The sequence below is a fragment of the Bradyrhizobium sp. CIAT3101 genome, assembly GCF_029714945.1.
Classification (GTDB): domain Bacteria; phylum Pseudomonadota; class Alphaproteobacteria; order Rhizobiales; family Xanthobacteraceae; genus Bradyrhizobium.
In genome coordinates this window covers 2,740,289-2,765,109 of the sequence record NZ_CP121634.1, presented here as the reverse complement: position 1 = coordinate 2,765,109, position 24,821 = coordinate 2,740,289, and the positions used below count along the sequence as shown (strand labels likewise).

Annotated in this window: 18 protein-coding genes; 10 read left to right on the top strand and 8 right to left on the bottom strand. The window is 63.3% G+C overall.

Annotation, left to right across the window (positions count from 1 at the left end; genetic code table 11):
- Nucleotides 1-161: 161 nt before the first annotated feature.
- Nucleotides 162-920 (top strand): SDR family NAD(P)-dependent oxidoreductase, encoded by a 759-nt coding sequence (locus QA645_RS12900; protein ID WP_283050617.1) that lies wholly within the window; start codon nucleotides 162-164, stop codon nucleotides 918-920.
- A 130-nt stretch (nucleotides 921-1,050) separates the two neighbouring features.
- Nucleotides 1,051-1,410, top strand: a complete 360-nt coding sequence (locus tag QA645_RS12895; protein ID WP_283053172.1) for a RidA family protein — start codon at nucleotides 1,051-1,053, stop codon at nucleotides 1,408-1,410.
- Here the strand turns inward: QA645_RS12895 and QA645_RS12890 are convergent.
- The 4 genes from QA645_RS12890 to QA645_RS12875 form a co-directional block, all read right to left on the bottom strand.
- Nucleotides 1,364-2,617 carry a tryptophan 7-halogenase gene (locus tag QA645_RS12890; RefSeq protein ID WP_283050616.1) on the bottom strand — a complete coding sequence of 418 codons (1,254 nt, stop codon included), beginning with the start codon at nucleotides 2,615-2,617 and terminating at the stop codon, nucleotides 1,364-1,366. The two genes, QA645_RS12895 and QA645_RS12890, sit on opposite strands and share 47 nt — an antisense overlap.
- Nucleotides 2,614-6,387: a LodA/GoxA family CTQ-dependent oxidase gene (locus QA645_RS12885; RefSeq protein WP_283050615.1), complete on the bottom strand. Its 3,774-nt coding sequence runs from the start codon at nucleotides 6,385-6,387 to the stop codon at nucleotides 2,614-2,616. The genes QA645_RS12890 and QA645_RS12885 overlap by 4 nt, the downstream gene beginning before the upstream one ends.
- A gap of 89 nt (nucleotides 6,388-6,476) precedes the next feature.
- Complete coding sequence (locus QA645_RS12880) at nucleotides 6,477-8,078, bottom strand: peptidase S1 (RefSeq protein WP_283050614.1); 1,602 nt, start codon at nucleotides 8,076-8,078, stop codon at nucleotides 6,477-6,479.
- A gap of 269 nt (nucleotides 8,079-8,347) precedes the next feature.
- Nucleotides 8,348-10,081, bottom strand: a complete 1,734-nt coding sequence (locus QA645_RS12875) for a thiamine pyrophosphate-dependent enzyme (protein ID WP_283050612.1) — start codon at nucleotides 10,079-10,081, stop codon at nucleotides 8,348-8,350.
- 214 nt (nucleotides 10,082-10,295) lie between these two features.
- On the opposite strand from QA645_RS12875, the gene QA645_RS12870 reads away from it, so the two are divergent.
- Complete coding sequence (locus QA645_RS12870; RefSeq protein WP_283050611.1) at nucleotides 10,296-11,354, top strand: LysR family transcriptional regulator; 1,059 nt, start codon at nucleotides 10,296-10,298, stop codon at nucleotides 11,352-11,354.
- A 78-nt stretch (nucleotides 11,355-11,432) separates the two neighbouring features.
- Here QA645_RS12870 and QA645_RS12865 read toward each other — a convergent pair whose 3' ends face one another.
- Entirely contained in the window at nucleotides 11,433-13,028 is a 1,596-nt protein-coding gene (locus QA645_RS12865; protein ID WP_283050609.1) for a S53 family peptidase, read from the bottom strand.
- 622 nt (nucleotides 13,029-13,650) lie between these two features.
- On the opposite strand from QA645_RS12865, the gene QA645_RS12860 reads away from it, so the two are divergent.
- From QA645_RS12860 to QA645_RS12835, 6 genes are all read left to right on the top strand, one after another.
- Nucleotides 13,651-14,649: a LacI family DNA-binding transcriptional regulator gene (locus QA645_RS12860; RefSeq protein ID WP_254133025.1), complete on the top strand. Its 999-nt coding sequence runs from the start codon at nucleotides 13,651-13,653 to the stop codon at nucleotides 14,647-14,649.
- Between the two features lie 153 nt (nucleotides 14,650-14,802).
- The gene (locus tag QA645_RS12855; RefSeq protein ID WP_254133026.1) at nucleotides 14,803-16,302 is read left to right on the top strand and encodes a sugar ABC transporter ATP-binding protein; all 1,500 of its coding nucleotides are present in this window, start codon (nucleotides 14,803-14,805) and stop codon (nucleotides 16,300-16,302) included.
- Nucleotides 16,303-16,353: 51 nt separating this feature from the next.
- A complete protein-coding gene (locus QA645_RS12850; RefSeq protein WP_283050606.1) occupies nucleotides 16,354-17,406 on the top strand; it encodes an ABC transporter permease in 1,053 nt (350 codons plus the stop codon).
- A 109-nt stretch (nucleotides 17,407-17,515) separates the two neighbouring features.
- On the top strand, nucleotides 17,516-18,613 hold the full coding sequence (locus QA645_RS12845; RefSeq protein WP_283050604.1) for a substrate-binding domain-containing protein: 1,098 nt from the start codon (nucleotides 17,516-17,518) through the stop codon (nucleotides 18,611-18,613).
- Nucleotides 18,614-18,720: 107 nt separating this feature from the next.
- Nucleotides 18,721-19,059 (top strand): hypothetical protein, encoded by a 339-nt coding sequence (locus QA645_RS12840; RefSeq protein ID WP_283050602.1) that lies wholly within the window; start codon nucleotides 18,721-18,723, stop codon nucleotides 19,057-19,059.
- Between the two features lie 18 nt (nucleotides 19,060-19,077).
- A complete protein-coding gene (locus QA645_RS12835; RefSeq protein ID WP_283050600.1) occupies nucleotides 19,078-19,983 on the top strand; it encodes an SMP-30/gluconolactonase/LRE family protein in 906 nt (301 codons plus the stop codon).
- A 15-nt stretch (nucleotides 19,984-19,998) separates the two neighbouring features.
- On the opposite strand, the gene QA645_RS12830 is transcribed toward QA645_RS12835, so the two are convergent.
- Nucleotides 19,999-20,880 (bottom strand): NAD(P)-dependent oxidoreductase, encoded by an 882-nt coding sequence (locus QA645_RS12830; protein WP_283050599.1) that lies wholly within the window; start codon nucleotides 20,878-20,880, stop codon nucleotides 19,999-20,001.
- Nucleotides 20,881-20,915: 35 nt separating this feature from the next.
- On the bottom strand, nucleotides 20,916-21,671 hold the full coding sequence (locus QA645_RS12825; RefSeq protein ID WP_254194837.1) for an SDR family oxidoreductase: 756 nt from the start codon (nucleotides 21,669-21,671) through the stop codon (nucleotides 20,916-20,918).
- A 100-nt stretch (nucleotides 21,672-21,771) separates the two neighbouring features.
- On the opposite strand from QA645_RS12825, the gene QA645_RS12820 reads away from it, so the two are divergent.
- On the top strand, nucleotides 21,772-22,719 hold the full coding sequence (locus QA645_RS12820; RefSeq protein WP_283050597.1) for a 2-hydroxyacid dehydrogenase: 948 nt from the start codon (nucleotides 21,772-21,774) through the stop codon (nucleotides 22,717-22,719).
- A gap of 88 nt (nucleotides 22,720-22,807) precedes the next feature.
- Here the strand turns inward: QA645_RS12820 and QA645_RS12815 are convergent, their stop codons facing one another.
- Nucleotides 22,808-24,799, bottom strand: a complete 1,992-nt coding sequence (locus QA645_RS12815; RefSeq protein WP_283050595.1) for an alpha-glucosidase — start codon at nucleotides 24,797-24,799, stop codon at nucleotides 22,808-22,810.
- Between the last annotated feature and the right edge of the window lie 22 nt (nucleotides 24,800-24,821).

Genomic DNA, 24,821 nt, shown 5'->3' with positions numbered 1-24,821 from the left:
TCCTCCCGATCGAGTCTTATTCTTTGACTGCAATCCTGCCTTCAATTTTTGAGGTACGCAACTAAAATTCTGACCTATGCACCTCACGGGCAGAATGGCTAAAGTGCGGAAAAGAGTCGGGGCGGCCTGATCGCCGCCCGCAACAAACTTGAGAGGTGCCCATGGCTGCCATCTATTCCGACCTCGCCGGCAAGGTCGTTCTCGTCACCGGTGGTGCAGCGGGAATTGGTGCTGCGATCGTGCGGCGCTTCGCGGAGCAGAAATCCAAGGTCGTGTTCTTCGACATCAAGGTCGACGAAGGCCAGCGCCTGGCGCGCGAGCTATCCAATCAGGGACTGGCTGCGCACTTCCAACACGTCGACCTGACCGACATTCCCGCGCTGCGCGCCGGGGTGGCGGAGGCACGCGAGGCGCACGGCGCGATCAACATCCTGATCAACAACGCGGCGCATGACGAACGGCACAAGACCGAGGAGATGACGCCGGAATATTGGGACGACCGCATCGCGGTGAATCTGAAGCACCAGTTCTTTGCATCGCAAGCCGTGCTGCCGGACATGAAGGCTGCGAATGCCGGAGCCATCATCAATTTCGGCTCGGTGTCGTGGATGGCCGGACAAGGCGGCATGGCCGCCTACACCGCCAGCAAATCAGGCGTGATCGGTCTGACGCGCTCGCTGGCGCGTGACTACGGTCCCTACAATATCCGCGTGAACGCGATCGCGCCGGGCTGGATCATGACCGAGCGCCAGCTGGAGAAATGGATGACGCCGGCGGGCGAGGTCGAACTGCAGCAGCGACAGTGCCTGAAGCGCAGGCTGGTGCCGGACGAGGTCGCGAAGTTCACCGTCTTCCTCGCTTCCGACGAGGCTTCCGCTTGCACCTCGCAGCACTATGTCGTCGATGGCGGGTGGGTCTAGGATGCTTTGAGGATGGCCGGCGCACAAGCTTCGAGCCGGGACGCGTTGATGATGAGGCGTGTTGACTTGTCAGGTGGGCGATTATACGCCGTACAGCTTTCGTCGCACCGGCAACGTCAAAGGCAGCATCATGATCAAGCGCGTCCTACCGTATGAGGGATTGCTCCACGAGGTTGTCGAGCACAACGGTGTGCTCTACATCGGCGGGATTGTCCCCGAGGACACAAGCCTCGATATGGTCGGCCAGGCACACGATGTACTGGGCCAGTTGTCGCGCTTGCTGGACACACTGGGATCTGACCGGTCTCATGTGCTGCAAGTGACGATCTTCCTGACGAAGCTCAGCGAGAAGGCCGCATTCAATACGGCCTGGAAAGCATTTTTCGCGGAGACTTCTCTACCGGCGCGCGCGGCTATCGGAGTGGCCGACCTCGGCCCCGGCGTCAAGCTCGAGATGACCGCAATTGCGGCTCGTCGAGCCTCGAGCTGAAGGCAGACATCTGATCCGACGCGAACGGCGCGGCGTCGTTCGAGCTACCAAAAACCAACATCCGTTGTTGCACAACCCTCTCCTCGGCAGATTGCGCTGCGCCGCTGCGAGCGTATCGTCGTTGCCAGAACGGCGATTTCGGCCAACGCCGCTCCAGGCCATAGAGATAGTTTCGGTTCACCACATATTCGGTGTATCGGGCGTCGAGATATCGGGCGTAGCGATCGTTGCCGTCGGAACGCCCGCCGAGGACGCCGGCAATTGCAGCGGCGGCGCGAATGCCGTCCTCCAACGCGTTCATGATGCCCTGTGAGGAAATTGGATCACAGGCCGCGGCCGCATCTCCTACGGCCAACCAATTGGCGCCGGTGACGCGGTCCAGGCGAAAGCTTGGTGCGGCGCGCACGACGATATCCTTCAGCCGATATCCTTCGATCGCCTGCGCCACATGGCTCGTCGTGCGGAGAAGAGCGAGCCACTCGCTCGCGTGCGCAAGATTATGGTCCCGAATGATCGAGGCGTCCGAGGCAAAGGCGATGGCGAGCCTGCGATCGGGCAACCGCGCCTTGTACCACCAGCCGAGCTCCTGCGCTTCGAGCAGCGTGAGTTGCGAGGGAGCGGCCGCCTCCGGCGCATCGAAGAACCCATAGACAAAGCTCAATCGATCCAGCGGGATCTGGCGCGCGCCCATCTGGCGCGCAATCACCGAGCGCGATCCGGTGGCATCGACGATGTAGCGCGCCGTGAGATGCCGGCCGTCCCCGCTCGGGGTGATCGCGCCGAGAACGATGCCTCCGTCCGCAGCCTGCTCGAGTGAGGCGCATTTGGCGATCGGGAAAAGGGCAACGCCGCGGCTTTCTGCTTCTCCGAGCAGCAGCGCCTCGAACCGGGCTCGGTCCAGGTGCCAACCGCTGCCCTGCGGATTCAACACGAAATCATTATAACCCAGCTCCGTCCCGCCCCATGCCGAACAACTGCCGAGGCATGCCTCATGCCTTTGCTCGAGAAACTTCTCCCAAGCCCCTAGTTCACCGAGAAGTTTCCGTACATCGGGCGGGACGGTCTCACCGACCGCCAGCCGCGGTCTGGTGGTTACGGAATAGGACAGGCCGGTCCTGACGCCTGTTCGAGCGAGCGCGATAGCGGTAGCGCAGGCGGCAATTCCTCCACCGACCACGACGACGTCGCTCCTGATCGCTCCGCTCAATGGACACTACCCATCCCAAACATGCGTCCGGTCTTGTGCCGCTGCCGCTTCGGCGACGGCGTGGTGAGCCGCAGCATTCGAATGACCTCGTCGACGGCCGGACAACCATTGGCGATCCAGCGTTGAACGACTGCACGACACGTCATGCCGGGAGAGTCCACGGCCATCTGGCCAAATACGCCTCCCATCGGTCCATTGGGCGCAATCCACGTTGTAAGGAAGGCGCTCGCCCCGGGATCTCCCGGCGTGATCATGTTGTTACGAGGCGATGCGAGAGCTGCCATGAACGCAGCCGGCGGCTGATCGAACCACCAGGCGATCGTATGCGCCACTCCGGACTCGTCAGTGAGCGAATTCGCCGTGTGCCCGGGCGTGCCTGTCTGCTGTGACTTCAATTGCTTGAGCACCGCCTCCATGGCAGCCGCGGGTGGCAGCCCCTTTGGCGGAGGCGGCTTCGGACCGCCGGCCAAAGACAAGGTATAGTCCCTCAGGAGATCGATCTCATCATCGGTAAACACCCTGAACATCGCGCCTGTCTGAAACTGGATCAGCTGGTTCAGCCTGCTGTTCTCCCAATCACCGGGTGTCAACAGATCGGACTTTATGAGCTGCAGGAACTGGTCCGGCACGGCGAACAGCTCGTTGATCGGCGTCCCGCGCAATGCGTGGGCCTGGTGGTTTCGACTGCCGAAATCGGCCTTGCTCTTGATGAGCGCGATCATCCTCTCTTCCAGGCTCGGAGGATTGGTTATGAGATCATGGAGCTGCGCGCCCAAACTTCCGATCTGCCCGAATGCGACGTAGCCGTTCCAGATCCGCCGCCATGCCTTGTTGACCGCATCGGTCCCACCGGCCCCCTGTATCGTCTGGAGATAGAGCAGAACCGCATCGAGCGCACGACGACCGTGGCCGTTGACGGCGTTGTCGATACCGATATGCATGACGTAGAAATGCGAATTCAGTCCCAAGCTCGCGAGGAGATCGCGGGTTGGCTTGAGACCGAGCACTTCCCACTCCAGCTGCAGCGTCATGCCGAGGATCTCTGGATAGTATTCCTCGGTGAACTCCGAGATCGCGAGCTCGAATGTCGGCACCGTAAACGCGCTGTCCAGAAGCTCCTCGTCGAACGCAAACTCGCGGCTGGTGAGCTCCGGTGGATAGAACCCGACGCTATGACAGAGGTCGAGATAGATGTTGCAGTGGTTTTTCGACACCTCCCCGTCGCCGAACTCGTCCATCCAGATCGAAAACAGCAGCGCGCGCACTTCGTCCGTCGGGCCAGCCTTCCCGATGTTGCGAAGCCAGGCGCCGTCCAGCAAGTTCAGCGGCGTAAACTGCTTGATACGGGTAATCATCTGCCCGACGTTCGTGATCAACGGGTCGGGGTCCACGAGATCGGCGTCATCCGACAGTTCCTGGTAGATCAGCTGCATCCTGTCCTCGATCGCCTGAGGCGAATAGGGGAAGAACGTGCGATCGTACGAGGCAACCGTGGGATCGAGCGAAAAGACTTCGGCCCATTTCAACCAGAAGTCCACATAGCGCCGTGCATTCCGCAGCGCTCCGGGATATTCGTCGATGTTGAGAAGTTGATGAAACAACTCCCGAACAGCACCCGGATTCAGATTGTCGGGGGTCGGCCCGGCGTCATCATGTGTCGGCTTCGGATCTGGAGTGGGAATTTCCGTGGCATAGTTCGGGAAAGGCACGACCGGCGTTTGGCCGGTGTCGCGCAGCTGGCTCTCGACCTCGAGGTACCAGTCTTCAGGCACGCTGGCGCCAGGCGGACTGGACTGGGGCAGATCGGCAATCGCCGGAGACTGCAGCACCGTGCCGATGCGGTGCCAGTTATAGAGCATGTCCTTGCGCTCTTGATATCTTCCCCAATTCTCCGCATCCGCAGCGTCAGTGCCCCAGCCGCGCAGCGACCATAGCTGCGGCCCCAGCTGGAAGCCGTCGGTTGGATCGTTGAGGTCGCGTGGTCCCCAGCCCACCTGGGATGCGTCGTAGACCGCAACTGGCCGCTGCGCCGGCCACGACCAGAACAAGGTCCGAGTCTTGCCCACAGGAGGATCGAGCGGATGGGTTGCGCAAGAATTGTAATCGGTGTGCCACGGCAGGGCCAGGAACTTGGAGAGATCACCGGGCTCAAGACCCGACTGATCGTCATGGCGAGGAACGTAACCGACACTGAGGAATGGTCTACCGCCGGCGAGTCCGGCATCGTAAGCAAGCGCCTTCGCCCGAATTCTGAACGGCCCGGCTCCCGACGTCTGCCAGGGAAGTACGTAGAGCGCCGGCTCGCGCATCACGAATGTCAGATCGATCCCCGGGCTCAACCTGCCTCCGATGCAATTGACGAGTGTCGCTTTGTCGAGGAACTCTCCCGGGCCGAGGGCGCTCAAGCCAGGCCGAAAATGGCCGAGCCCCTTGTTCCATTGCTGCAGGAAGAAGTACTGCGTTCTCCGCAGAGCGAGCAGCGACTCATCTGCATCGCCGAGGTGCAAGGGCATTAGTGTAGTATTTCTCTTCTGATCCTGCGACGGATCCCTGAAGACTGCGGAAAGACCTGCGAGTGACGTCCGCGCGGGATCGGTCGTTTCCGTAATCCGCGCCAAAGCAGCATGTGCGGAGATGCCGGTTTGGCTGAGATTGGCCACCCAGTGCTGCTGGCTCGCGCTTTTGAGGATGGGCGCAACCTGGTCGACGAAAGTGGGCATGTAGGCCGGGTTGTAGTCCCTGGTCGCGTTGTCGAATATGTCGGGGGCGAGTTCGAGCTGTCGTACCCAGACGTCGTAGACATCATCCCACATCGAGACGACGTTGAGGATTTGCGGCGCGAAGGAAGGATCGGTCGCCGTCACCCACGCGCCGTGGGCGGCTGCACGGCCGCCGTCCTCGAAGACGATCGTCGCGCTGACTGGCCCGTCCGATGTGTCGTCGAACCATTGATCGTTGTTGACGTCATCGTCGAGGGGCGACTTTCCCGCAATCTTCCACGCAACCGCGCGGCCGCGACCGCCGAGCACGAGAAGCCGGCCGGAGGAATCGGTTTGAATTTCGCCCAGGCTGTCGATCGCACCAGACGGGCAATCGAGTTGCCCAAGGTCATCGGATGGAAACGATTTCGGGTAGTTCGGCATATCGACGACCGCTCCGCGGGCACCGTCGAAATATCTGGCAGGTGTCGGTGCATCAAAGCGGACAGGCGCTGCCGACACGCCGGATACGACACGCGGGCCCGGATCGATCACGAGCTTGCGCAAGCGATCCGGCGAAGCGAGCGTTCCGAGCTTATCGGGCGGCTGCGGAGCGCCGGCCTGCGTCAGGGACGGATTTCGGATCGGGGGGAGATTCCCGTCCTCGTAGCTTGCGATTCCCTGCGGATCGCTCTCGGCGAGAATGAACCAGTTGGTCTTCTTGTTCGCGACATGCACGGTCCAGATGATGTCTGCGATCCTTCGCCCGTCGATCTCGTCGCCGATCCGCACTTCGCGCCCGTCGCCACGGGGCCAGCTTTCCGAACCGCCATCAGCGTAGGAAAAAAGGCGAAACCGCGCGGCGTGACGCTTCAGGGCCCCGGACCCATCGCGAAGATCGCTGCTGCGAATGGGATCGGACTCCGTCCCGCGCCGGATCGGCAATCCGCCTGTCAGACGGCCGCCGCCGGGAAGTAAGCTGCCCGCCATCGTCTCCGGCGCGATGACATAGTCATCGGAATTGCCGACACGCGCGACGCCGATGGCGGGATGAATTCTGAATATGGTCATGACGCCGGGCCCACAAGATGCTCGGGGGTTACCATCTCGCTTGCGCTGATGAACCCCCGATGAGGAAACAGAAAGGTCTTGCGAAACGATCAGTAGGGAGTCCGGCTCATACGCCTTCGTACCGGGACGCCGTGAAGTCTGGTAGCAGACCGAGCTGACGCTGATGCGACGGCCAGCGGTCGAGGCTCCAGCTCGTCATAGAATCCGGCGAGGTCCGCTTTCATCGCTGCCCTCGAAGCATTGTCGAGATAGACCATGTGGCCCGAGGGATAATTTCGAATCGTTATCCTGCCGGCCATATCCGAACTGCCAAGGGGCATGTTTTCGAAGTTCAGGATCGTTTGAAAGAACGGTGTGACGGCATCGTAGTAGCCGTTGGCCGAAAACACTTTCAAATTGAGATTGAGCGCCATGGCTGCGGCAAGGTCGCCAGCGGTGTAGAGGGTGTCGGCACCACCCTTCTGTGCGCCTGTTGGATCGACGTGACCGAAATCCCAGTTGTTGAACGCCTGATCGTTCGAATCCAAAAATGGCGATACCGACGTATATTTCAGCTCGTCATTGAGATAGACGTTCCACATGGTGGTATAGACGCCGCCGATAGCGTTCATCGTCGGATCGTTGTTGCCGGAGTTCGGATCAATCGACCCGGCGATTCCCTGTTCGCTCGCTTTAACGCGCCCATCATAGGCGCCGATCGCCTTCCCATCGCTCTGGAGTAGACTTGTCAGAAAAACCGTTCCCTCTCCGGCGGCGGGATTGAGCTTCCAGTAGCTCAAGACGACTTCCGGTATTCCAATCATTTCGCTCAGACGTCGAAGCACCGCCTGATCAATCTGTGGATACCGAGGCAACGCTTGAGCGTAGTCCCCACGGGCGAATTCCTCGACCGATTTCATGAAGGAAGCAAGATCGCCTGGCACCGGCTTGACCTTGTGGTGAAAGAGCGCGTCAGCCGCCAGGGTCGGCAGCATCCCGATTGGATTGCTCGTCTTGGAATAGTCCAGGATGGAGGATTGCAGGACGACGCCATTCAGGTCCACGCCATCCTCGTGCAGCATCCAGGTGAGGACGCAAGTTCTGGGCGTGCCGTACGACTCGCCAAAAAGGAATTTCGGCGAATTCCAGCGCTGGAAGACGGTCAGGTAGCGCTTGATGAACTGTTTGATGCACCGGGCGTCCTGGTCGACACCCCAGAAATCCCTGTTCTTGTTCGGCGCGATGGCAGCCGAATAGCCGGTGCCGACCGGATTGATGAAAACCAGATCCGAATGATCGAGTAGACTATCAGGATTGTCTTCCAGCGCGTACGGCGCGGGCGGCGTGAAGTCCGGCAGGCTGGTCTTGATGCGGCGCGGGCCGAACGAACCGAGCAACAGGTAGACTGACGACGAGCCTGGCCCTCCATTGTAGAAGAAGGTGACAGGGCGCTCCTTTGCGCTCTTCACGTTCGCGGTAAACGCCACATAGAATATCTTCGCCGCCGGCTGCCCACTATAGAGGTCGGCCGTGACCAGATGCCCGGCCCGGGCCGTGTATTTGAGCGTCGCGCCCCCGATTTTGAGCTGATGCTGGGTGGCAACCGACCTTTCCGTGACGTCCGTGATCGAGTCGTTCTTGCGCGAGCCGTAGATGACGGTATCGATGAACGGCCGGTCCGACGACAGTTCTTCAGAAGGCATCAGGCTCATGAATGACCTCGTTGAAATCGGATGTTGGCCGGCTGGTCCCGTCGAAATGCTAATGCGCTTGCCGCAATATTCAGTCTCGTCACAACAGTCGTGATCGCGCCGTGCGGCCCGAGAGGGCCGCAACGAGCACCTTCCACGATCTCGGTGGGACGCTATGCTGCAAAGGGTTCGCGAGGAACCCGCAATAAATTCTCAATGGATGATAAGAATCGCACAGCTCAACTTCCCGGCGAGGCAATGATCGGTCGGGCATGCAGCTCTGCTCCGCCCTAAGGCACGATGCGTCTCAACAGGGGCGCCTCGAAATTCGCCTGAACCGCCCAGGGAGCCGCACGACCGGTCGTGTGACGGATCACGCTCGGGATATCCTTTTCATCGAGCACGACGTCGATCAGGATCGGAGACGCGGTCAGCTCAGCCGCCTGTCGCAGTGCCTCGTCGAGCTCGGCCAGCGTTTTGGCCCGGGCATGCCGTGCGCCGAAAGCCTGGGCCAGAGCGGCGTAATCCCAGCGGCTGAGCGCATTGTAATAGTCCGGCTGCCCCTGCGCGCTGTCATAGTACTCAGGATGCCCCATGAACTGCTGAATGCCCATGATCCCGTTGTTCATCACGCAGATCACCGCGGGCAGTTTGTACTGAACCAGTGTGGAGAGCACCTGCGGCCCCTCACGGAAGGCAGCGTCTCCCACGAACACGACCGGCCGCCTGGTGCCGGCGCAGGCTGCGCCGACCGAAGCTCCAAGGCTGTATCCGATCGACATCCAGATGGATTGCGACACATATCCCTGCCGGGCGGCGATCGGCAGTCCTGCGGAAGCGAAAAGCGACAGGCCGGTATCCGCGATGACGAGCTTGTCCCGCACGAAATCCGACATTCGCGCGAACAGAAGATCGAAAGTCATGGGTGAATCGCCGGCAGAGGGGCTGGAGCCCGGCTGTCGCAAGGCAGTCCCGTCCCACCGAAGCGGCACGGCCGCATGACTTGCCAGCCGGTACGTCAGCCCGACCACGAACTCCCTGAGCCCGACATCGGGGTAGATGTGATGCCCGATGCGTATGCCACCGTGCGATGCAAGTATCATGCTGTTGTAGTCTTTCGCGACGATGTCACCGACGAAATCCGTGATCGCGGTGCCCAGGGCAATGACGAGATCGGCCCTCTCGACGAATTCCTGAAGGTCGGGTGGCGCGAACCGTCCATCATAGACGCCGAGGAAGCCTCTTGTGGTCTCGGCCAGCACCGATTTTCCGGCCAGCGTCGTCACGTAAGGCAGCCCGCCCGCGCGCAACAGCTCGGCGAACTCCCCGTGCAATTGCCAGCGGTCGAGCTCTTCGCCGGCCCACACCACAGGGCGCTGCGCGCCGGCAAGCCGCGCCATGGCGTCGTCGAGGCATTCCGATAGCGAATCCGCATTGACCGGCGTCAGCGAGGCGCTGAGCTTCCCCACCGGCAAGGGGCAGGACTGCCCCCACAAGTCCTGGCTGATTTCGAGATAGACCGGGCGCCGGTGTGTCATGCAGGCGATCAGGACCTCGTCGATCTTGTCCGGCGCCTCCTCCGCCCGCTCGATCACGGCTGTCGCCGCCGTCACCTGCGCATAAATGGCCAGGTCCGCCCTCAGCCGGCCGGTCGAGTGCAGGAACATGATGCCGTAATCGACTTCGAGATCGAGCTGGTTGGTAGAGGGACCTCCATTGATGACGACAACCGGACATCGCTCGACAAAAGCGCCGGTGACGCCGTTGAGCGCACTCAGGGCGCCGACGCCATAGGTCCCGCACATCGCGCCATACCCCCGGATGCGGGCATAGGCGTCGGCCGCATACGCTGCCTCCATCTCATACGTCGTGAAGACAGCCTTCAGCCGGGAATTTCCGGCGAGCGCGGCAAGCAACCCACTGCAATAACTGCCCGGCACGTTGAACAGATGCTCGATGCCGAGCTCCTCCAGGCGGGTAACGAGATAGGATGCCACCGTGCCGTTGCGGGGCCTTTCAAGCATGGCCATCCACCTCCAGCGCCGGTTCGGCGTCCGCCGTTACCGCTGTCTCGAACCGGATACTGCAGCAGCCATGACCAGACGGCATACAGACCAGCAACAATCGATGATTGATCGTGTGGCGCCACCAAGTGGCGCACACCTGGAGATAGTCGGACTGCAAGATGAAAAAAGGAGCAATTCCGCCCTGTATTAAGCGGAGAAGCGTGCGCGCGAGGTGACGGCGCGTCGCCAGCTTCCCACCCTTCTTTTTTTCTACCATTACGCGAGTTTAGCCCTCGCCGCTGTCTTGGGAACTCGCTATAAATTCTCTATGCTTGATAAGAAATGCACAGGCGATCTCGACTGGGAAGACTTGCGCTATTTCGCAGCGCTTGCGCGGCATCGCTCGCTGTCCGCAACTGCCCGCGCGCTGCGCGTCAATCATGCGACGGTGTCCCGCCGAGTTGCTCACCTCGAGGCGCTTCTCGGGCGCGCCTTGTTCGAGCGCCGCGCCGAGGGCTACATGCTGACGGCCGACGGCAGGGCCGTGCTGGAAGAAGCCAAGGTGATGGACAGCGCAGCGCTCTCGGTTCTGCGGCGCCTCGATGCGAGCGCAGAACTCAGCGGCCTCGTGCGATTGACGGCCGGACGCAGCCTGGCCGAAGGATTCCTGATCGACCGGCTGGACGGGCTGCATCGACGTCATCCGGGAATAGATCTCGAGCTCATCGGCGATGTCAGGCTCCTGAGCCTTGCCCGGAGAGAGGCCGACATTGCCTTGCGTTTCGGTCACCCTAAGGGCAGTGAGCTCGCCGCCCGGCGCGTGGGCACGATCTACTTTGGCCTCTACGTCGCTGCGAACCTGCGCTCCGAACCGGACATGATGACGCGATTGCCGCTTGTCGGCTTCGACAGGGACGGCGATTCGATTGCCGAAGCCGAATGGCTCGAGCAGCATTTTCCGGGACGCCGGTTCTCCTTTCGCGCCAACAGCCAGATCGCGCAGGCTGCTGCGACACGGGCAGGCTTCGGAATCGCGCTGCTGCCGCGCTATCTGGCCGACAATGATCGCAAGCTTGCCGAGATCGACTGCGACGCGCCGATGCTCGAACGCGAGCTCTGGCTTCTGATCCGTCCCGACCTGACGAAAGTGCCTCGTGTCCGCGCGGTCGCCGACTATCTCGTCGAGATCTTCCGCCGCGAACGGCAGCACTTCGCGGGCCATTCCCACGCCGCCGGGCGTGAACCGATGGAAGTGCAGCCGGCGGCAGAAGAAGAGGCCCCGGAAGCCTGAGCTGCGGGGCCTCTCCTCCGCCGGCTGCACCGTCGTGCCGATGAATGGCCAGCCACCATCCACCGGCACGACGAGAAGTCACGCGCTCACACCAGCCAGTCTCGTCACGAGTTGCTTCAAATCCGGCGTTCCGATCCCGGTGACGAGGTCATAACCCGGCCCGCAGCTGTAGGCGCCGTTGCTTTGAGTCAATATGTCGCGGAAGCAGTTGCTGCCGATCATCGGGTAGATCAACGGATTGAGATAGGGAAGCGGTGCTTGGCGGTTGTTCTGCCGCGCCTCGTTGATCAGCGCACACAAGCCGGCCCAGATCGGCGCGCTCCAGCTGGTGCCGCCATACTGCAAGCGCTGGCCGTTGAGGATGATCAAGCCGCCTTCATTGGGATCCGCCGCAGCGCCGACATCGGGGACCATCCGTTGATTGCCGACCGGCACACCATTGCCCTGTTGCCACGACGGTCGCGGAAAGAATTTGCTCTTCCCACCGCCGCTGCCCGTCCAGCCGGTTTCGGACGCCACCTGCCCGTTCGCCGCCAGCCGCAGCGACGTGCCGCCGACCGCCACGACATGCGGGCTGGTCGCCATCCACTCGGCCGCCAGCGGGCCGTTGGCATGATGGCCGTCCGGCCCCGGGTTTGACCCGGCATCGCCGGTCGACACGAACACGTTGACGCCCAGGGCGGCGAACCGGACGAAACGGGCCTCCTCGGCGTTCACTTCGCCCTGCGTCATGAAGGCTTCACTGAGGCCAAGGCTGATCGACACGACACGCAAAGTCGGTTGCGCCAGCGCGTCGGCGTAGATGCGGTCGAGCGCACGGTCGAGATCGATAAAGGCGAGCGTGCCGGTGGCGTAGATGCGCACGTTCGCCTCGGGAGCGATGGTGCTCGCCCATTGCGCATCCAACGTCTCCTCGCCCGAGGGGGCAGGCAACGCTCCGCCCTTGACGTTGATCTTGGTGATGCGCGCCATGCTGCCGGCAACGCCGTTGGCCGTCCAAAACGCCGTCAGGTCGGAGTCCAGCGGGAACGTATCGATCAGGATGGCAATCTCCTGCCCCTTCCCGCTCAGGCCGAGCCCTGCGCCGCCGTAGGCCTTCAGGATTTCCGGAGCCAGATACGGCGGCGCGTTGGCGATCGCCGGCTCCACGGCCGCCTCCGACTTCACCTGCATGTACGAGCGGAGATGCTTGCGGGCTTGCCGATAGGGTTGCAGCCCGCCGATATTCACCACCGCACCAGCAACATCCACCGGCAGGCTCGGGACGTCGGACGCCGCGGTGTATGTCTGGCCCTCCCGTGTGACTCGCACCATGTGCACGCCGAGGCTCGCCTCGACCTGCGAGGCGGGAGCGGTGGCGTAGATGGTGGTGCGGTCGGGCGTCACCTGCGTGATGGTGAAGCCCTCCTTCTTCAGCCAGCTCTCCAGCGCGCCGGCTGCGGCCGAATCGACCGCGTATTTCGTCTTCAGCTCCTGTGGCGAAATCGTTTCGCCCTTGTCGACACGCGCCTCCAGCTCCTTCTGGACATCAGGCGCAACGCCAAGCGCAAAACTTACGTCCATCTTCTCGTCGCGGTGCCGCGGATCGGCCGCGCTGGCGATCAGGCCGTGCGCCGTCACGCCCGACGACGGAATGGGGACCACGCTGTTTGGAAACATTTTTCTGTCTGTCATTTTTACAGCCCTCGTTTCACAGGTTCATTGTTCGGATGGCAATTTGCTCAGGTGACAATTCTCGGCGTCGTCATTTGCAATTTCATTTTGATGCCGCACCTCGTTGAAATGAGGCGAAGCCAACCCGCACGCGAGCTTAGCCCTCGCCGCTCTCCTGGGAATTCGCAATAAATTCTCTGTGCTCGATCAGAAATGCACAGGCCCCCCGGGAGGAGCCGCAATGTGAGCCGGCTGACCAATTGCACGACTGCGGCGACACACTCGCTGACACCAATCGGGCTCCTGCGACCGTGGCGATCCAGAAGTGCGAGTTCTATGATTGAGGCTCAGTGCGTTGGAAAATTCGGCGCGGTATCGCCGACTGTCAACCGCTCCGATCCATCGTCGGTCAATTCGAGGAGATACCGCAAAGCAAAACCAGGGTCGGCAAGAGAGCCATCGAAAACAATTGCCGCGGCAAACTGTTATCGATACCGTAAGCTGATCATCGTTCGCCGTCGCGAGCGTCGGCAGGCCAAATCCCGTGGCACGGAGGCAGGCTCCACACACACCAAGCAGACATCGCGTTGAGATGAAGCGAACTCGGACGACGACCAGAAAGGCGCCCAAGCGGCCAGCGACCATGGCTGAGGTGGCGGCGCGGGCGGGCGTTTCCACCATGACCGTCTCGCGTGCGTTGAAGAGCGACGGTGCTGTCTCCCAGGAGACGCGGCAGCGCATCCTCGCCGCCGTCGAAGAGCTCGGATATGTGCTCGACCTGTCTGCGGGCGCACTGTCCTCGAAGCGGACGGGTTTCGTGGCGGCCCTCATCCCTTCCATCAACAACTCCAATTTCTCGGACACTGCGCGCGGCATCACGGAGGCGATCGAAGGCCAGGGGCTGCAAATGCTTCTCGGCTACACCGACTACGATATCGACAAGGAAGAGCAGCTCGTGCGGGCGATGCTGACGCGTCGGCCCGACGGGATCATCGTCACCGACGGCCGGCACACGCCGAAGGCGCGGCGGATGCTGCAATCCGCCGGCATTCCGGTGGTCGAGACCTGGGATCTGCCTGCCGATCCGATCGACCATGTCGTGGGCTTCTCCAATGCCGAAGCGTCGCGCGCGCTGGTGCACCGGCTTTACCAGAAGGGCTACCGCAACATTGCGTTCATCGGCGGCGCAAGCAGGCGCGACACGCGCGGCGCAGATCGCCGGCTCGGCTACAAGCGAGCCGTCGAGGAGCTCGGCCTGCCGGTCGGGCGTACGATCTCGTTTGGCAATCCGCCAATCTCCATGCAACAGGGCGGCGAGGCCATTGTCCAGCTCATCGAGCAATGGCCGGACGTGGACGCCGCCGTTTGCGTCTCCGACCTGTCTGCCTTTGGCGCGATCATGGAATGCCATCGCCGCGGCTGGGCAGTCCCTGGCCGGATCGCGGTGGCCGGCTTCGGCGACTTCGAGGTTTCGCGCTGCTCCTGGCCGAGGATCACGACCGTCGCCGTCGATTGCCGCAATATCGGACTGGAAGCCGGCAGCGTCCTGCTGCGCGCCATCGACGACGTGAGGGAAGGCCGGAGACCCGGGCCCGAGACCTTGATCGTCCCCTTCGAGGTCATCGAGCGCGAAAGCAGCTGAGCCCGGCTTGACAGCGTCGCCCGACCGGGTACGGTGTTATCGATAACAAATATGACGCCATAACGGATCACGATCGCCAAGCGCCTGGTCAACGGTCGGGAGATGCTCCCAATCGTTCGCGGCCGGCTGGCGATTTCGGGAGGAGAGCCAGGCATGGCATCGGGTGCGCTGCGCTTCGATGGAGTCGTCAAGTCGTTTGGCGGCACTCGCGCGCTCAAAGGCGTCAGCTTCGGCGTCGGGCGCGGCGAAATCGTCGCCCTGCTCGGCGAGAACGGCGCGGGCAAGTCGACCCTCATCAAGGTACTCGGCGGCATCCATCGTCCGGATGCCGGCGCGGTGACGATCGCAGGCGAGCCCTATCACCATGCGCCCGGCGGCCGCGCCGACCACCAGCCTGTCGCCTTCATCCATCAGGATCTCGGCCTCGTCGAATGGATGACGGTGGCGGAGAATGTCGGCCTCGCGCAGGGCTTTCCACGAACCCGGCCGTTCGGCCTCATCGACTGGCGTGGCGCCGAGGCGCGCGCGACCAAAGCGCTCGCGCTCGTGGGCTGCGATATCGACCCGACCACGCGCGTGTCGAGCCTGTCGCGCACCGAGAAGTCGCTGGTCGCCATCGCCCGCGCGCTCGTCGTCAATTGCGATTTCCTCGTGCTCGACGAGCCGACCGCGAGCCTGCCGGCAGATGAGGTTGAGCGCCTGTTCGCGGCGCTGCGGCGCCTGCGCGAGCAGGGCGTCGGCATGATCTATGTGTCGCACCGCCTCGACGAGATCTTCCGCATCGCCGACCGCGTCGTCGTGTTGCGCGACGGTCAGCTCGTCGGCGAGAAGGCGATCAGCGAGACTTCGCCGGAAGATCTGGTGCGGCTGATCGTCGGCAGGCCCCTGCTCGACATGTTCGAGAAAGCGGCTTCCCACTCCGGCAAGACCCGCGTCACGGTGCGAGGATTGATCACCCCGAAGGCCGGTCCTGTGGATTTCGACGTGCGCGAGGGCGAACTCCTCGGCCTCGTGGGCTTGCGCGGCGCGGGCCAGGAGGACGTCGGCCGCGCGCTGTTCGGCGCGGTCGCGCATCGCGGTGAGATCCTGATCGACGGCACGGCCCCCGATCTGTCCAGCCCCGTGACCGCCATGGCCGGCGGCATTGGCCTGGTTGCCCGCGACCGAACGGAGGAATCGATCGCGGCATCCTTGTCGATCCGCGAAAATGCCTTCCTCAACCCGGGCGCTTCCGGGCGCGGCCTGTTCGACGTGCTGGCACCGCGCCGCGAAGCGGAAGAGGCGGTCAAGCTCGGCGCCCTCGTGGGCCTGCGGCCCAATGATCCGCATCTCGCCATCGAGGGGCTGTCAGGCGGCAATCAGCAGAAGGTCGTCGTCGGACGCTGGCTTGCCACCGGCCGCAAGCTGCTGGTGGCCGAGGATCCGACTGCCGGCGTCGACGTCGGCGCCAAAGCTGAGATCTATCGGCTGATCGCGCGCGCCATCACCGAAGGACTTGCTGTCGTCGTCGTCTCCACCGATTTCGAAGAAGTTGCGCATATCTGCCATCGCGCGCTCGTCTTCAACCGCGGCCGGATCATCACCGAGATCGCCGGCGACAACCTTACGACCGAAGCCCTGATCACCGCCGCGTCGGCCTCCGAGGCCGCGTAAGGGACAAATCGCACGGGCTCGCGAGAGGCCCGCCGGGAGGAACGCATGGGAATGAATTCGATCGAATCGAACGCACTGGAGCCGACGCGCGCGGATCTCGCCGGCGCGTCGCTGTCGCAGAAGATCACGCGGCTGCTGCCGGTGTACGGCCTGCCGATCATCACCGTGGCGCTGATCGCGCTGTTCTCGATCCTCCTGCCCAACACATTTCCGACGCTGCTCAACCTGCGCTCGATCGTGTCCGACAAGTCGATCATCGCCATGCTGTCGCTCGCGGCGATGATCCCGATGGCCGCCGGCAAGATCGACCTCACGGTCGGCTATGGCATCGTGCTCTGGCACATCCTGGTGATCAGCCTGCAAACCGCCTTCGGCCTGCCCTGGCCGGTCGCGGTCCTCGTCGTCATCTGCCTGGGCGCCTTCACCGGCCTTCTCAACGGTCTGCTGGTCGAAGTCGCGCGCATCGACAGCTTCATCGCCACGCTCGGCACCGGCACGGTGCTGTATGCGCTCGCGCTTTGGCACACCGGCGGCCGGCAGGTCGTCGCGATGCTGCCGGAAGGGTTCCTCGCGCTCAACGGCACGATGGTCTTCGGCCTGCCGATCACGGGCTTCTATGTGCTCGTTCTCGCGGTGGCGATGTGGCTGATGTTCGAATATCTGCCGCTCGGCCGCTACATCTACGCCATCGGCGCCAACCCGAAGACGGCCGCGCTCAACGGCATTCCGGTGCAGCGCTTCACGGTCGGCGCCTTCATGGCCTCGGGCATCCTCACCGCTGTCACCGGCGTTTTGCTTGCCTCGAAGCTGCGCATCGGCCAGGCGAGCGTCGGCCTCGAATATCTCCTGCCCGCCCTGGTCGGCGCCTTCCTCGGTTCGACCACCATCAAGCCCGGCCGCGTCAACGTCTGGGGCACCATCGTCGGCGTCGCGGTGCTCGCGGTCGGCATCGCCGGCATTCAGCAGTTCGGCGGCTCCTTCTGGGTCGAGCCGCTCTTCAACGGCCTCACGCTGCTCGCCGCAATCGGAATGGCCGGATACGCGCAGAGGAAGCGCGGGGCCGTTGCGAAGGTCCCGGTCGGCGCACCCGATCGCAGGGCTTGAAACCAACCAACGATGGAGTTCGTGGCCGGCGACGAGCCGGCCACAACGGAAAGTCCGGCGCAAAGCCGGCGATGAAACCGAAACGGCAATTTACCAAGGAGAACGCTCTATGTTGCATTCGATGATAAGAACCGGCGCTGTCGTCGCCGGCCTCGCATTCGGTCTTGCCTCCGCCCACGCCGACTCGCTCGCTGATGCCAACGCCTTCGTCGAGAAATATGCTTCCAAGGTCGACAAATGGGACGGTCCGACCACCGCTCCGAAGATCGCCAAGGGCAAGACCATCGTCGTGCTTGCTTCCGACATGAAGAACGGCGGTGTGCTCGGCGTCACCAAGGGCATCGAGGAAGCGGCGAAGGCCGCCGGCTGGACCGTGCGCACGCTTGATGGCGCCGGCTCGGTCTCCGGCCGCACCGCCGCCTTCGGTCAGGCCATGACCCTCAAGCCCGACGGCCTCGTGATCTGCGGTTTCGACGCGGTCGAGCAGAAGCCTGGCATGGAGGCGGCCAAGGCCGCCAAGATTCCGATGGTCTCCTGGCACGCCGCTCCCGCCATCGGCCCCGTGCCCGAAGCCGGCGTCTTCGCCAATGTGACGACCGATCCGATGGCCGTCTCCACGGCCGCGGCCAACTGGGCGTTCGTCGATGCCAAGGGCAAGCCGGGCGTGATCATCTTCACCGATTCGACCTATGAGATCGCGATCGCCAAGGCCAAGAAGATGAAAGAGGTGATCGAGGCGCTCGGCGGCAAGGTTCTCGAATGGGTCGATACGCCGATCGCCGAGACCTCGACGCGCATGCCGCAGCTCACCACCTCGCTGCTGCAAAAGCACGGCGCCGCCTGGACGCATTCGCTTGCGATCAACGACCTCTACTATGACTTCATGGCGCCCTCGCTGTCCGCGGCCGGCATCAAGGGCACCGGCGCGCCCGTCAATGTCGCTGCGGGCGACGGCTCCGAAAGCGCCTATCAACGCATCCGCTCCGGCGCCTACCAGGCTGTCACCGTGGCCGAACCACTCAACCTCCAGGGCTGGCAGCTTGTCGACGAATTGAACCGCGCCATTGCCGGAGAGAAGTGGTCGGGTTACGTCTCGCCGCTGCATGTGGTGACCAAGGCCAATGTCGAATTCGACGGCGGCCCGACCAATACGTTCGACCCGGGCAACGGCTATCGCGACTCCTACAAGAAAGCCTGGGGCCTCTAAGCGTCCTTCCCCTCACCCCGAGCACGGCATGACCGTGCTCCCTCGGCGGTCGGCCGGAAGCTGACCGCCGATTTTCTTCCACCCATCAGACAGACGAGCGAATACCGATGTTCATCCGTTGCGCTTTTTTCAGTGGCCGCATCAAGCCGGGACGCGAAGCTGAATTCACCGCCTATGTGCGCGAGAAACTCGTGCCGCTGTGGACGCGCTTTCCCGGCGCCGAGGAGGTTCGCGTGCTGCGCCAGGAGGAAAGCGACAGTGACGCCCAGCATTACGAGATGGTGCTCGCGATCCGCTATCCCTCGCGGGAGGCCATCGAGCAAGCGCTCGCCTCGCCGGTTCGCTTCGAGAGCCGCGAAGTGACCAAGGGGCTGACAGAGATGTTCGACGGCTCCATCTTCCACACGGTCTTCAAGGCCGATGATTTCGCGCTGCCGACCGACTGATCGCGGAGATCTGACGCCGTGAGCACTTACGACGTTCTCGACCAGCGCTTTCACGCGCTGGTCATCGGACATGCCAAGCTCGACAGGCTCTGGACTGGCAGCCGCTGGGCCGAGGGCCCGGTCTATGTGCCGGCCGCCAAGTCGCTGCTGTGGTCCGACATTCCCAACGACCGCGTGTTGCGCTTCGACGAGACCGACGGTTCGGTCTCGGTGTTCGAAAACCCTTGTGGCTACCACAACGGTCATAGCCGCGATGCGCAGGGACGTGTGATCGCCTGCGAACACGGCGGCCGCCGCATCTCGCGGCTGGAGCCCGATGGCCGCTGGGTGGGACTGGTCGAGCGCTTCGAAGGAAAGCGTTTCAATTCTCCCAATGATGTCGTGGTCAAGTCGGACGGAACCATCTGGTTCTCCGATCCGACCTACGGCATCGACAGCGAGTATGAAGGGCATGCCGGGCCCAGCGAGATCGGCGCCAGCAATGTCTATCGCTTCGAGCCGGCGAGCGGCGTACTGTCGGCAGTTGTGACAGACATGGTGAAGCCGAACGGTCTCGCCTTCTCGCCCGACGAACGGCTGCTCTATGTCGCCGAAACGGGCGCGACGCACGTGCCGGGCCTGCCGGCTATCATCCGCGCCTATGACGTTGCACCGAGCGGGCTTACGGTGAACGAAGGCCGCATTTTCGCGACCTCACCGGCCGGATTCTATGATGGATTCCGCGTCGATCGGAACGGCAATATCTGGACGTCGACGGCGGATGCCGTCGCCGTCTATGCGCCCGACGGCACGCTGATCGGACGCATTCCGGTGCCTGAGATCGTCTCCAACCTGACCTTCGGCGGACCGAAACGAAACAGGCTCTACATCACCGCCCAGACATCGCTCTACGCGATCTTCGTCAACGCGCACGGATTGTCCTGAGCCCGCACGTGCGCATCAGGTGGGCGGCGTGCGCGCCGCCCAGAATTCCATGAGCGCGGCCTGATCCATCGCCCCGCACCCGATCGCGGTCAGCAGGCGATGGATCTCGGCGCAGACGACAGTCATCGGCATCGCGATGCCCGTCTGGCGCGCAAGATCTTGCGCGCCGTTCAGGTCCTTCACCATGTTGTCGATGCGGCCCGTCGGACGATAGTCGCGCGCGGCAAAGCGCGGCATGTATTCCTGGAGGATCGCGCTGTCGGCGCGGCCGCCACGCAAGGCTTGCGGAATCTTGGCCGCATCCACACCTGAGGCCTCAGCCAGCGCCGTCGCCTCGGCGACGGCGACGAAGTTGAGCGCGCACAGAACCTGGTTGATCAGTTTCGTGGTCTGTCCTGCGCCGCTCGGACCCATATGCGTGAAATTCGAGGCGACCTCGGCGAGCACCGCCCGCGCCTCCGCGACATCGGCAGCGTCCCCACCGGCCATGCAGGTCAACTGACCGATCAAGGCTTTCGGCGCGCCGCCGGACAGAGGGCTATCGACCCAGCGCAGATCGGCTGCGGCCGCGTCCTTCGCCAGCGCGCGCGTGGATTCCGGATCGATCGACGACATGTCGATGATGAGCGTGCCCTTCCGCGCGCCTTCGGCGACGCCTGCCGGTCCGAACACGGCGGCTCGGACGATCTTGGGCGAGTTGAGGCTGAGGATCACGGCGTCAGCTTCGGCCGCAGCCTTCGCAGCGGTGGTGGCCGCGGTCGCGCCCTTTTCGACGAGGCTAGCTACCTTCGCAGCATCGAGATCGAACACCAACAGGCGGGTGTTGGTCTGAGCCAATCGAGTTCCGATCGCGCCGCCCATGGCGCCGGCGCCGATCAATGCGACTGAACAGGGCATTTCGACATCTCCGCGGTGAGTTTCGGCGGCACGCCTCAGAGCGAGGCCGTGATCCCGCCGTCGACATAGAGCACGTGCCCGTTGACGAAGGAGGACGCGCCCGAAGCGAGGAAGATGCAGGCGCCGACGAGTTCCTCGACTTTGCCCCAGCGGCCCGCGGGGGTGCGCTTTTCGAGCCAAGCCGAGAACGCGGAATCCGCAACCAGCGCGGCATTGAGCGGCGTATCGAAATAGCCGGGCGCGATCGCGTTGACCTGAAGGCCGTGTTTCGCCCAGTCCGTCGCCATGCCCTTCGTCAGATTTCCGACCGCGCCCTTCGTCGCTGTGTAGGGCGCAATCGACGGGCGCGCGAGCGCAGTCTGCACCGACGCGATGTTGATGATCTTCCCGGCGCCACGCGCGATCATGTGGCGCGCGCAGGCCTGGCCAACATTGAAGACCGAGGCGATGTTGGTTTGCAGCAGGCGTTGGAACGCGTCCGCCGGGAAATCCTCGAGCGGCGCGCGGTGCTGCATGCCGGCATTGTTGACGAGGATGTCGATGGGCCCGATGTCGGCCTCGAAGCGGTCGACGGCCGTACGGGCCGCGGCGTGATCAGCGGCATCGAAGGCGAGCGTTCGCGCGCCGGCAATGGAGCTCGCGGCAGCCGCAAGCTTGGCCTCGTCGCGACCGTTGAGAACGACCTGCGCACCGGCCTCGGACAGGCCGCGCGCAAGCGCAAAGCCGATACCTTGCGAAGATCCTGTCACCAGCGCTCGGCGTCCTGTCAGATCGAACAAGTTGATTGCCACCCTGTTTCCTTTTCTTGCGGCTCGACATACCACTCTCACTACACTATGTTATCGATAACATGAACTGTCAAGACCGCGCCAAAGAGGAGCGCTCACCTGCATGTCGAAGCCTGAAATCCTTCAGATGGGCCCCTATCCGGAATGGGATCAGCTCCCGCTTGATGAAACCTACATCGCGCACCGCTACTTCGAGGCGGCCGACAGGCCCGCCCTCCTCGCCGAAGTGGGAGCCCGCGTGCGAGCCATCGCTACGCGCGGCGAGCTCGGCGCGAACGCGGAACTCATCGCGGCATGTCCAAAGCTCGAGATCATCTCGATCTACGGCGTCGGCTTCGATGCCGTGCATCTGGACAGCTGCCGGTCGCGCGGCATCCGCGTCACCAACACGCCGGACGTGCTGACGAAGGACGTGGCCGACCTCGCGATCGCGATGATGCTCGCGCAATGGCGCGGCGTGAACGGTGCCGAGCGCTGGGTGCGGGACGGTTCATGGGCCGCCAAGGGACTCTATCCCCTGAGGACACGAGCCTGGGGCAAGCGCGCAGGCGTCCTCGGCCTCGGCCGCATCGGGTTTGAGGTGGCGCGCCGGCTGGCCGGCTTCGACATGGACGTCGCTTATTCCGACATCGAGGCGAAGCCATACGCCGGCGATTGGACCTTCGTCGCCGATCCGGTCGCGCTCGCCGCGCGTTCGGATGTCCTGTTCGTCACGCTCGCCGCCTCGGCGGCAACGCGGCACATCGTCGGACCTGCGGTTCTCGAAACGCTCGGCCCCAACGGACTGCTCATCAACGTCTCACGAGCCTCCAACATCGACGAAGAGGCACTCATCTCGGCGCTTGCCGGCGGCAAGCTCGGCGCGGCGGCGCTCGACGTCTTCGAGGGCGAACCGAACCTGAATCCGAAATTCCTGGAGCTACCGAACGTCCTCCTGCAGCCTCACCACGCCTCCGGGACGGTCGAGACCCGCAAGGCGATGGGTCAGTTGATGCGCGACAATCTCGCCGCGCATTTCGCTGGCCGCACGCTGCCCAGTCCCATCCTCTGACTTGTCGACGGGGCACCTGCCGCAGAAGGAACCTTCCACACCCGTCCTGCAAGCCGGTGATATAAAGTCGCACGCAAGCCAGGAGGCCCTACACCTCGCGCAGTCCTGCAAAAAGCGGTTTGAATTCGCTATCCGCCCGATACAACACCGCAGGTCGTCCCAACGGCGCAGCGACCGATATCTCCTGCCCGCCTGTAAATGACTGACCGGTCCAGACATGGATCCAGTCGCTCCCTGCCGGAAGGTAGAGGCTCCGCTGATCCTGGGAAGCCTGCCAGACGGGCGCGACAAGCAGATCGCGGCCATAGAGATAGCAATCCTGAATGCCGTAGGTTCGCCGGTCGTCTTCGTGATGGAGGAACAGCGGACGTTGGACCGGAAGGCCCAGACGCGCAGCTTCCAGCGACAAGGTCCTTAGATAAGGCGAGAGGTGAACGTAGATCGCAGTCATCCTGGCGAAATGCTTGAGGACCGCTGGATCGCCATCGAGCTGCAGATTGTCACGGGGCCTGTTGCCTTCGTGGCTGCGCATCACGGGCGTGAAGGCCGCCATCTCGCTCCAACGCATCAGCAACTCGGGCGTGCGCAGATTGCCGAACAGGCTAGTGTAGCCGCCGATGTCGGAGTGATGAAACGCGTTGCCGAGCAATCCCGACGACAGGGCGGCGCAGATCACCGTGACCAGACCGTCATGCCGCGAAAAGTCGACCGATTGATCGCCGGCCCAAAGCCAAGGGCACGACTTCTGCACACCCGTGAAGCCGGACCGCATGAAGAACACGGCCTCTCCGGTGCGGCCGCGGCTCGCCACCGCCTTCGCGTTCACTTCGGCCCACAGCGTCGGCCAAAGGTTGTGCGCAAGCCGTGCATCGACGCCGCTGGCGAGACGCACGTCCACCGGCAGATACTCACCGAAATCCGCCATCCAGCCGGACAGACCATAGTCGAGCATCTTCTTGCCGATGATTTCCTCGGAGAACCATGCCGCGGCGTCCGGATTGGTGAAATCGACGGTGCCGCAGTGAAACTCGCCGAAGTCGATCAGGGCCGTTCGCCCCGAGGCGTCCTTGACGAAGTAACCGGCATTCTCGGCCTCCTCGAACAGGACGCCGTCGTTACAGAGATACGGGTTCACGTAACCGAGAAAGCGGATGCCTTGGTCGTGCAATTCGGCGATGCGCTGCCGCAGGCCCGGATAACGCGTCTCGTTGGCCTTCCAGTCCCAGAACAGCCGCGCGCCAAAGGCGGTCGGCCGAATCCCGACCCAATCCTCGCACCAGAGGCCGGACACCTTGACGCCGGCGGCGCGCATCTTCGCGAGGCGAGTGAACGAATTCGCGCCATCCTTCAGGCCGACGATCGCGCCGTTGTAGATCCATTCCGGAAGCGGCGGTTGGCGGCCGAAACGACCAGACAGCGTCTCCACCAGCGCGACGAAGGTCGGAGCGGCAAACAGCTCGATGCGCGCCGGAACGGACCAGACTTCGATCTCGTGAAATTCACATTCGCGAAAATCAAACACGCTGTAGGCAGACGTCTCGACGTGAAGCGCGTAGCGCGCCGACGACAGGTAGGTCGGCTGCGGATAGTTGGTGTGATAGTAGTCGCCACCCGCCTGCCCGGCCACGTCCGCCTTGAAGGTGATCTCGGTGGTCTTGTCGCGCCCGACACCCGGCTCGGAGCTCCACAGCGGAAACCGCCGGCCACGCAGGTCGAAATAGGAGAACTGCTCGCCGCCACCCCAGACATGCTCGTCACGGTCAGCCGCGACGCGCAGCCAGAATCGGTTCACGGACGGATCGAGCGACCGTAGCGCCAACGCATTGCCTTCGAGCGTCACGGCGAGGCGCGCGGGCTGCCCCTTGGCCGCGGATAGCAGGACCGTGTTGCCGTCGATCTCGGCATGCCCGAGCGGGCAGCGTTCGGCCAGGCGATCTTCGATTACGAAGCGGCCGCGGTGCATTTTGATGCTGTCATCGCCTCGGCCGACGAAGAAACACGGCGCCGCAGCACTGTGAGCGAGAATCCGGCGGCCCGACATGGAAAGCGCAAAGCCGGATGGGGTTGTCTCGAGTTTCAAGTCCATTCCACTTGGCCTTTCC

Excerpts from the sequence above, each read along its gene's own strand:
- QA645_RS12900 (WP_283050617.1), top strand. The coding sequence starts at position 162 with ATGGCTGCCATCTATTCCGACCTCGCCGGCAAGGTCGTTCTCGTCACC.
- QA645_RS12895 (WP_283053172.1), top strand. The coding sequence starts at position 1,051 with ATGATCAAGCGCGTCCTACCGTATGAGGGATTGCTCCACGAGGTTGTC.
- QA645_RS12885 (WP_283050615.1), bottom strand. The coding sequence starts at position 6,387 with ATGACCATATTCAGAATTCATCCCGCCATCGGCGTCGCGCGTGTCGGC.
- QA645_RS12880 (WP_283050614.1), bottom strand. The coding sequence starts at position 8,078 with ATGAGCCTGATGCCTTCTGAAGAACTGTCGTCGGACCGGCCGTTCATC.
- QA645_RS12875 (WP_283050612.1), bottom strand. The coding sequence starts at position 10,081 with ATGCTTGAAAGGCCCCGCAACGGCACGGTGGCATCCTATCTCGTTACC.
- QA645_RS12865 (WP_283050609.1), bottom strand. The coding sequence starts at position 13,028 with ATGACAGACAGAAAAATGTTTCCAAACAGCGTGGTCCCCATTCCGTCG.
- QA645_RS12860 (WP_254133025.1), top strand. The coding sequence starts at position 13,651 with ATGGCTGAGGTGGCGGCGCGGGCGGGCGTTTCCACCATGACCGTCTCG.
- QA645_RS12855 (WP_254133026.1), top strand. The coding sequence starts at position 14,803 with ATGGCATCGGGTGCGCTGCGCTTCGATGGAGTCGTCAAGTCGTTTGGC.
- QA645_RS12850 (WP_283050606.1), top strand. The coding sequence starts at position 16,354 with ATGAATTCGATCGAATCGAACGCACTGGAGCCGACGCGCGCGGATCTC.
- QA645_RS12845 (WP_283050604.1), top strand. The coding sequence starts at position 17,516 with ATGTTGCATTCGATGATAAGAACCGGCGCTGTCGTCGCCGGCCTCGCA.
- QA645_RS12840 (WP_283050602.1), top strand. The coding sequence starts at position 18,721 with ATGTTCATCCGTTGCGCTTTTTTCAGTGGCCGCATCAAGCCGGGACGC.
- QA645_RS12830 (WP_283050599.1), bottom strand. The coding sequence starts at position 20,880 with ATGCCCTGTTCAGTCGCATTGATCGGCGCCGGCGCCATGGGCGGCGCG.
- QA645_RS12820 (WP_283050597.1), top strand. The coding sequence starts at position 21,772 with ATGTCGAAGCCTGAAATCCTTCAGATGGGCCCCTATCCGGAATGGGAT.